Origin of the sequence: Streptomyces niveus (assembly GCF_001723055.1) — a bacterium.
GTDB lineage: Bacteria > Actinomycetota > Actinomycetes > Streptomycetales > Streptomycetaceae > Streptomyces > Streptomyces niveus.
Map to the genome: position 1 here is coordinate 1 of NZ_MDCR01000082.1, position 6,766 is coordinate 6,766.

Sequence of the window (6,766 nt, forward strand, 5' to 3'; positions counted from 1 at the left end):
CGGCCTCGCGCCACCAGTCGGCGGCCCCCTGTCCCCGGCCCCCGACTGGTGGCGCGAGGCCGTCGTCTACCAGGTGTACGTCCCCAGCTTCGCCGACGCGGACGGGGACGGGATCGGCGATCTCCGCGGGATCACGGACCGGCTCGACCATCTCGCCGGTCTCGGCGTCGACGCCCTGTGGCTCACCCCCTTCTACCCCTCGCCGTGGACCGACGCCGGCTACGACGTCTCCGACTACCGCGGCGTCGACCCCCGCCACGGCACCCTCGACGACTTCCGCCACCTCGTACGGCGCGCCCACGGCCTCGGCCTCAAGGTCATCGTCGACGTCGTGCCCAACCACTGCTCCGACCAGCACCCCTGGTTCGTCGAAGCACTCGCCTCACCGCCCGGCTCACCCGCCAGGGACCGGTTCATCTTCCGCGAGGGGCGGGGCCCGGACGGCAGCCTGCCGCCCGCCGACTGGAAGTCGAAATTCGGCGGCGGCGCCTGGACACGCGTGCCGGACGGCCAGTGGTACATGCACATCTTCTCCGCCGAGCAGCCCGACCTGAACTGGGAGAACTCCGACGTCCTCGCCGACTTCGAGGGCATCCTGCGCTTCTGGCTCGACCTCGGGGCCGACGGCTTCCGCGTCGACGTGGCCCACGGACTGCGCAAGGACCTCGTGGAACCCCTGCGGGACACCGGAGGACGCGACTCCGCCTCCCTCAACTCGCCGACCGAGGGGGAGGACCACCCCTTCTGGGACCGCGACGAGGTCCACGAGATATACCGGGCCTGGCGCAAGATCATCGACTCCTACGCGCCTCCCCGGATCACCGTCGCCGAGGCGGGTGTCAGCGCCGCCCGGCTGCCCCTCTACACCCGCCCCGACGAGCTCCACCAAGCCTTCAACTTCTTCCATCTGCGCTGCCCCTGGGACGCCGAGGAGTTCAGGAAGGTCATCGACACCTCCCTCAGCGGCGCCCGCGCGGTCGGCACCCTGCCCACCTGGGTGCTCTCCAACCACGACGTCGTACGTCACCGCACCCGCTACTCCCTTCCCCAGGGCATCGACTACCGCGCCTGGCTGTCCGGTGGCGGCACCGACCCCGCGCCCGACGACGCCCTCGGGCACCGGCGGGCCAGGGCGGCCGCGCTCCTGACCCTCGCCCTGCCCGGCAGCGCCTACCTCTACCAGGGCGAGGAACTCGGCCTCCCCGAAGTCTTCGACCTGCCCGACGACGCCCTGCGCGACCCCATGTGGGAGCGGACCGGACGCACCACCCGGGGCCGCGACGGCTGCCGCATCCCGCTCCCGTGGACCCGCTCCGGCAGCAGCCACGGTTTCGGACCGGGTGGCAGCTGGCTCCCGCAGCCGGACGGCTGGGGCGAGTACGCGGTGGACGCCCAGACCGGGCGGCCGGACTCCTTCCTGGAGCTGTACCGCACGGCCCTGTCCGTGCGCACCCGCTTCCGGGGCGACGAGTCGTTCGCCTGGCTGCCCGCCCGCGACGGCGAACTCGCCTTCCGCAAGGGCCGGTTCGAATGCCGGATCAATCTCTCCGCGACGCCCCTGCCGCTGCCGGACGGCGCCGTGCTGCTCGCCAGCGACAGCCTGGAGGGGAACACGCTCGCCCCCGACACGGCCGTCTGGACAGCGGTGACCGGCGGCTGACCGATCCGTCGGCGTGACCGGCACGGTCGACTTCAGCGGCATCATCGGCGACTCCTTTCCGTCCTCGTACATGCACAACGTGTGAGCATCGGCCAGCGCTCCGTTCGAGGGGTCACCCGAATGGCTGAATCCGGCGACCGATCTGCGCGGAGCCCTGCGGGGCGTGTGCGGCGCCCCTTTGTCCCCCGGACGGGTCAAAGGGGCCTTTCCCCTGGTTGCCGCCCGCCGTCAGCAGGTGCCGCATGGAGATACGCGAGTCAGCCGACGCGCGGGGACACCGGACCCCGCCGGCTCGCCGCCAAGGAGTGATCACTGATGGCAGCCGACGATGTCTTCCACCACGTGGGTGAACTCACCGGTCTGACCGCCTACGACGCCGCCGGGGAGAAGATAGGCAGTGTCGAGCAGGCGTACCTGGACAACGAGACGGGCCGCGCCGAGTGGGTGACTGTCAAGACCGGCATGTTCGGGATGAAGGAGTCCTTCGTGCCCCTGTCGGGCGCGACCCGCGACGCGAACGGTCTCCAGTTCCCGCACGCCAAGGAACTGGTCAAGGACGCACCCCGGATGGATGCGGACGAGCATCTCGACGTCGCCCAGGAGCAGGAACTGTACGACCACTACGGCCTCACCCGGCCCGCCGGGCGCAGCGGCGGGACACCGGGCATGAGCCCGGCGCCCGGCAACGCCGCCAGGGAGAGCAAGGACACCACGATGGCCGGCGACACCGCGAGCGGCAACGGCGCCCAGGGCCGTACCGACACCGCCAAGGCCGCGACTCCTTCCGCCACCGGTCGCGGCGACGAGGAAATGGTGCGCTCCGAGGAGCGGCTCCGGGTCGGCACCGAGGAGCACGAGTCCGGCCGGGCACGGCTGCGGAAGATCGTGGTGACCGAGAACGTCACGACCACCGTGCCGATCACCCACGAAGAGGTCCGCATCGTGCGCGAGCCCATCAAGCCGGGCGACAAGACCGTCGGCCGCGCGCCCATGGGCAACGCCGAGACCGAGATGATCCTGCACGCCGAGGAGGCGGTCGTCCGTAAGGAGGCCGTGGCGGTGGAGCGCGTACGGATGGAGACCGAGAAGGTCACCGAGCAGAAGGAGGTGTCGGCCGACGTCCGCAAGGAGCAGGTCGAGTTCGACGCCCCCGGACAGGACGACAGGCGGCGCGGCGGCGGGCGCGGTCCCAGCCACTGAGCGGCGACTCGGTCCGGCAGTCCGAGAACCGCACGTCGGCGTGGGTCCACCGGTGGTCCCGGTGGACCCGCGCCGTGCCGTGTGAGCGGGAACTCGCCGCGATCACTGGGCACCGAAGGAGTCACCCTGATAGGGAGGGAGACATGAGCGAAGAGACCCCGATCCCCCCGGTCCTGACCGTCGTCGCCGCCAGCACCATCGAGCCGAACGTCGTCGGGGAAGGTGCCGCCGACCGCAACTCGTGGATGGTGATCGAGACGGCCGAGCACGGTCAGCTCCTGCTCAACCTGCCGGGCCCGCTGTACAGCGCGATGGAACAGGCGACCTTCCTGGCCGCCGACCAGGCGGGCCCCGGGCGCCTGGCCCTCACCGAACGCGAGATCGCCGCCTACCGCGCGCGCATCGCCGCTCTCACCGAGGAGCGGTAGCCGCCCGCGACACGGCAGGGACCACGGTCAGTACGGGCGGTCGCCCGCGATGGCGACCCGCTCGGCGACCCGCCGGTGCGTGCCGTAGTCCGCGACGGCGTAGTGCTGGGTGGCGCGGTTGTCCCAGAACGCGACGTCACCCGCCTGCCAGCGGAACCGGACCTGGTACTCGGGCACATGCGCCTGCTGGAAGAGCAGTCGCAGCAGCCGGTCGCTCTCCTCCCGGGCGAGCCCCACGATCCGGGTCGTGAACGACGCGTTGACGAACAGCATCCGCCGCCCCGTCCGCGGATGCGTGCGTACGACCGGGTGCTCCACCGGCGGGAAGTCGTCCTGGAAGCCGGCGAGCCGTTCGGCGGGGGAGAACCGCGCGAAGCCCGGCACGAAGTCGTGCACGGCGCGGGCACCGTCTATCCGCTCCCTCACCTCGCGCGGCAGATTGTCGTACGCCACCGCCATGTCGGCCCACAGGGTGTCGCCCCCGGCGGGCGGCACCTCGCGCAGTTGCAGCACGGCGCCCATGGCGGGCCGTTCCCGGAAGGTGACGTCCGTGTGCCACACGTTCTCGAACGTCGGGACGGCCGTACGGTCGAAACGCGCCACGTCCTTGGCGTCCCCGGCCGCCAGCAGCGGATTGGTCTCCAACTCGCCCCAGTTGAGGGCGAACGCGCGCTGCGCGTCGGAGGACAGCCGCTGCCCCCGGAAGAACAGGACCTTCCACTCCAGCAGGGCGCGATCGAGTTCGTCCCGTACGGCGGGCGACGGCGGGACCGACAGATCCAGACCACGGATCTCGGCGCCGATGGTGCGCGACTGCGGGACGAGGCCGAACAGTTCGTACGGCCGGTCCTCCCAGTCGCCGGGAACGCGACGCAGCTCCCGGTGCCCCTCGTACAGGCCGTCGGCGGGGATGTGGGGATCGCGGAGAGCTGCGGGTATGGCGGTGGTGGTCAAGGGGCTCCTCGGGGAGAACGGACCGGTGGGAAGGCGACGGGCCGACCCGCAGCGGCACGCAGGCGCGGGGGAAGGGGAGCGTCGCCGCGACGGGTCAGCGACAACGAAGGACGGGCGGCGAACCCACCCGACCGCGGCGCAGCAGAAAGCTGAGGCCGCGGGGCGCGCACTCACCGCGAGGGCCGCTGAGAAGCGGCTCCACCGCGCGGTGGTTCGAGTACGGGCCCATGGCAGGCACCGTACCGCAGCCGGTGTGCCGGGAACACCGGTGGGACAGCCGGGGCACGGCCGTTGGTGGATGCCGGCGGCACCGGGCAGGGTTGCCGTATGGCTCTCTCCGTCGCGCACCTCAGTGACCCCCACCTCACCACCGGCCCGCTCGGCGGCGCGCCCGCCGAAGGCCTGAGCCGGGCGCTGCGGCGCGTGCTCGTCCTCGACCCGGCGCCGGACTGCGTGGTGATCACCGGCGATCTGGTGGAACGGGGAGCCCCGGAGGAGTACGCCGTGCTGCGCGAGGTGCTCGGGCGCTTCCCGCTGCCGCTGTTCCTCGTGGCGGGCAACCATGACGAACCCGGCGCGCTGGTCGACGCGTTCGGCGGGACCGGCCTCATGGGCGGCGCGCACCAGGCGTATTACGTCGCCGAGCTGCCCGGACTCACCCTCGTGGCTCTCGACTCCTCGGTGCCCGGTGAGGGCGGCGGACGGCTCGGCCCGGCCCAACTCGACTGGCTCGACACGGCCTTGGCGCGCAGGCCCGGCATCCCGGCATTCGTGTGTCTGCACCACCCGCCGCTGCCGGTCGGGATTCCCTTCCTGGACGGTATGCGCCTGGCGGACGGCGACGCGCTCGCCCGGGTGCTCCTACGGCACACGAACGTGGCCCGCGTCCTCGCGGGACACGTCCACCGCCCGGTCACGGCCGCCTACGCGCACAGCACCCTCGCCATCGCCCCGAGCACCCACCTCCAGAGCGGACTCGCCCTGCGCGAAGGCGTCCCGGGCTATCTGCCCGAACCCACGTCCTTCCTGCTCCATCTGCTCGCCGGCGTCTCCTGGATCACCCACACCGTCCCGGTCAGCCACGCGGCGGCGCCGATCGGCGGCTACTAGAACCCGCCCTGGCGGATCAGGCCGGACCTCCCGGTCCGAGTCCGATCCGCGCCGCCGCCGCCGACCACGCCCGCCCGTCGCCCCGTGGCTCGTACCGGCGCAACCGCTGCGTACGCGCGACCAGTCGGCGCATCTCGGAGCGGTCGCCGACCAGGCCGTCGGCCCGTGCCTGTACGAGGATGTTGCCCAGCGCCGTGGCCTCCGCCGGGCCCGCCACCACCGGCAACCCCGTCGCGTCCGCCGTCAGTTGGCACAGCAGCGCGTTACGGCTGCCGCCCCCCACCAGATGCACGACCCGGATCTCCGTGCCGGACAGCTCGGCCGCCGTGCGCAGCGTGGCGCGGTGGGCCAGGGCGAGGCTCTCCAGGATGCAACGGACCGTCGCCGCCGGGTCGTCGGGCGGCTGCTGGCCGGTGCGCGCGCAGTACGCGGCGATCCGCGACGGCATGTCGCCCGGTGCGAGGAACGAGGGGTCGTCCGGGTCGACCAGCGCGGCGAACGGCCGGGACCGCGCCGCCCGCTCCGTCAACGGCTCCAGATCGGCGGGCAGTCCACGGACCGACCAGGTGCGCAGGCTCTCCGACAGCAGCCACAGCCCCATGATGTTCCGCAGGAAACGGTAACTTCCGTCCAGACCCAGTTCGTTGGTGAAGTTCGCGGCCCTGGACGCCTCCGTGACCACCGGCCGCGACAGTTCAAGACCGGCCAGTGACCACGTACCGCACGAGACGTACGCGAAGCCCGGCCCGGTCGCCGGGACGGCGGCCACGGCCGACGCCGTGTCGTGGGACGCCACCGCCGTCACACGGGTGGACTCCGGCAGCCCGGTCTCGGCCGCCACGTACGGCAGCAGCGTCCCCGCCGCGTCCCCAGGCCGCCGGATCGGCGGGAACAGACCCCGGTCGATGCCCAGCCGGTCCATCAGCGCGGCCGACCAGTCGCCCGTACGCGCGTCGAACAGGCCCGTCGTGGAGGCGTTGGTGGCCTCCGCGCCCACACTGCCGGTGAGCCAGTGCGTCAGCAGATCCGGAATCATCAACAGCGTCCGCGCACAGGCCAGTTGGGCGCTGCCCGACGCCGACGCCAGCTGGAACACCGTGTTGAACGCCAGATGCTGCAACCCGGTGATCCGGTACAGCTCGCCGGCCGGGACCCTCTCCCAGACCCGCTCGCCCACCCCCTCGGTGCGGGAGTCCCGGTAGTGGTGCGGATTGCCGAGCAACTGCCCGTCCGCGTCCAGCAGTCCGTAGTCGACCGCCCAGCTGTCGATCCCGACCGACGCGATGCCGCCGTACGCACGGGCCGCCCGGCCGAGCCCGTCCAGCACTCCCTGATGGAGGGCGAGCACGTCCCACCGCAGGCTGTCCGGCAGCCGCACCGGCCGGTTCGGGAAGCGGTGGGACGTGCTCGCCCT

At 72.3% G+C, this 6,766-nt stretch carries 6 protein-coding genes; 4 read left to right on the forward strand and 2 right to left on the reverse strand.

The window, feature by feature from the left end; genetic code table 11:
* Positions 1 to 28 precede the first annotated feature (28 nt).
* From BHU15_RS11810 to BHU15_RS11820, 3 genes are all read left to right on the forward strand, one after another.
* Positions 29 to 1,660: a glycoside hydrolase family 13 protein gene (locus tag BHU15_RS11810; RefSeq protein ID WP_069627152.1), complete on the forward strand. Its 1,632-nt coding sequence runs from the start codon at positions 29 to 31 to the stop codon at positions 1,658 to 1,660.
* A 315-nt stretch (positions 1,661 to 1,975) separates the two neighbouring features.
* The gene (locus BHU15_RS11815; protein ID WP_069627149.1) at positions 1,976 to 2,860 is read left to right on the forward strand and encodes a DUF2382 domain-containing protein; all 885 of its coding nucleotides are present in this window, start codon (positions 1,976 to 1,978) and stop codon (positions 2,858 to 2,860) included.
* A 143-nt stretch (positions 2,861 to 3,003) separates the two neighbouring features.
* A complete protein-coding gene (locus BHU15_RS11820) occupies positions 3,004 to 3,288 on the forward strand; it encodes a hypothetical protein (RefSeq protein WP_023543687.1) in 285 nt (94 codons plus the stop codon).
* Between the two features lie 27 nt (positions 3,289 to 3,315).
* On the opposite strand, the gene BHU15_RS11825 is transcribed toward BHU15_RS11820, so the two are convergent.
* The gene (locus BHU15_RS11825) at positions 3,316 to 4,242 is read right to left on the reverse strand and encodes a TauD/TfdA dioxygenase family protein (protein ID WP_069627150.1); all 927 of its coding nucleotides are present in this window, start codon (positions 4,240 to 4,242) and stop codon (positions 3,316 to 3,318) included.
* 327 nt (positions 4,243 to 4,569) lie between these two features.
* On the opposite strand from BHU15_RS11825, the gene BHU15_RS11830 reads away from it, so the two are divergent.
* Positions 4,570 to 5,352, forward strand: a complete 783-nt coding sequence (locus BHU15_RS11830) for a phosphodiesterase (protein ID WP_069627151.1) — start codon at positions 4,570 to 4,572, stop codon at positions 5,350 to 5,352.
* Positions 5,353 to 5,368: 16 nt separating this feature from the next.
* Here the strand turns inward: BHU15_RS11830 and BHU15_RS11835 are convergent.
* Positions 5,369 to 6,766, reverse strand: a 1,398-nt coding sequence (locus BHU15_RS11835; protein ID WP_069627153.1) for a rhamnulokinase, incomplete at its 5' end; no start/stop codon positions are given.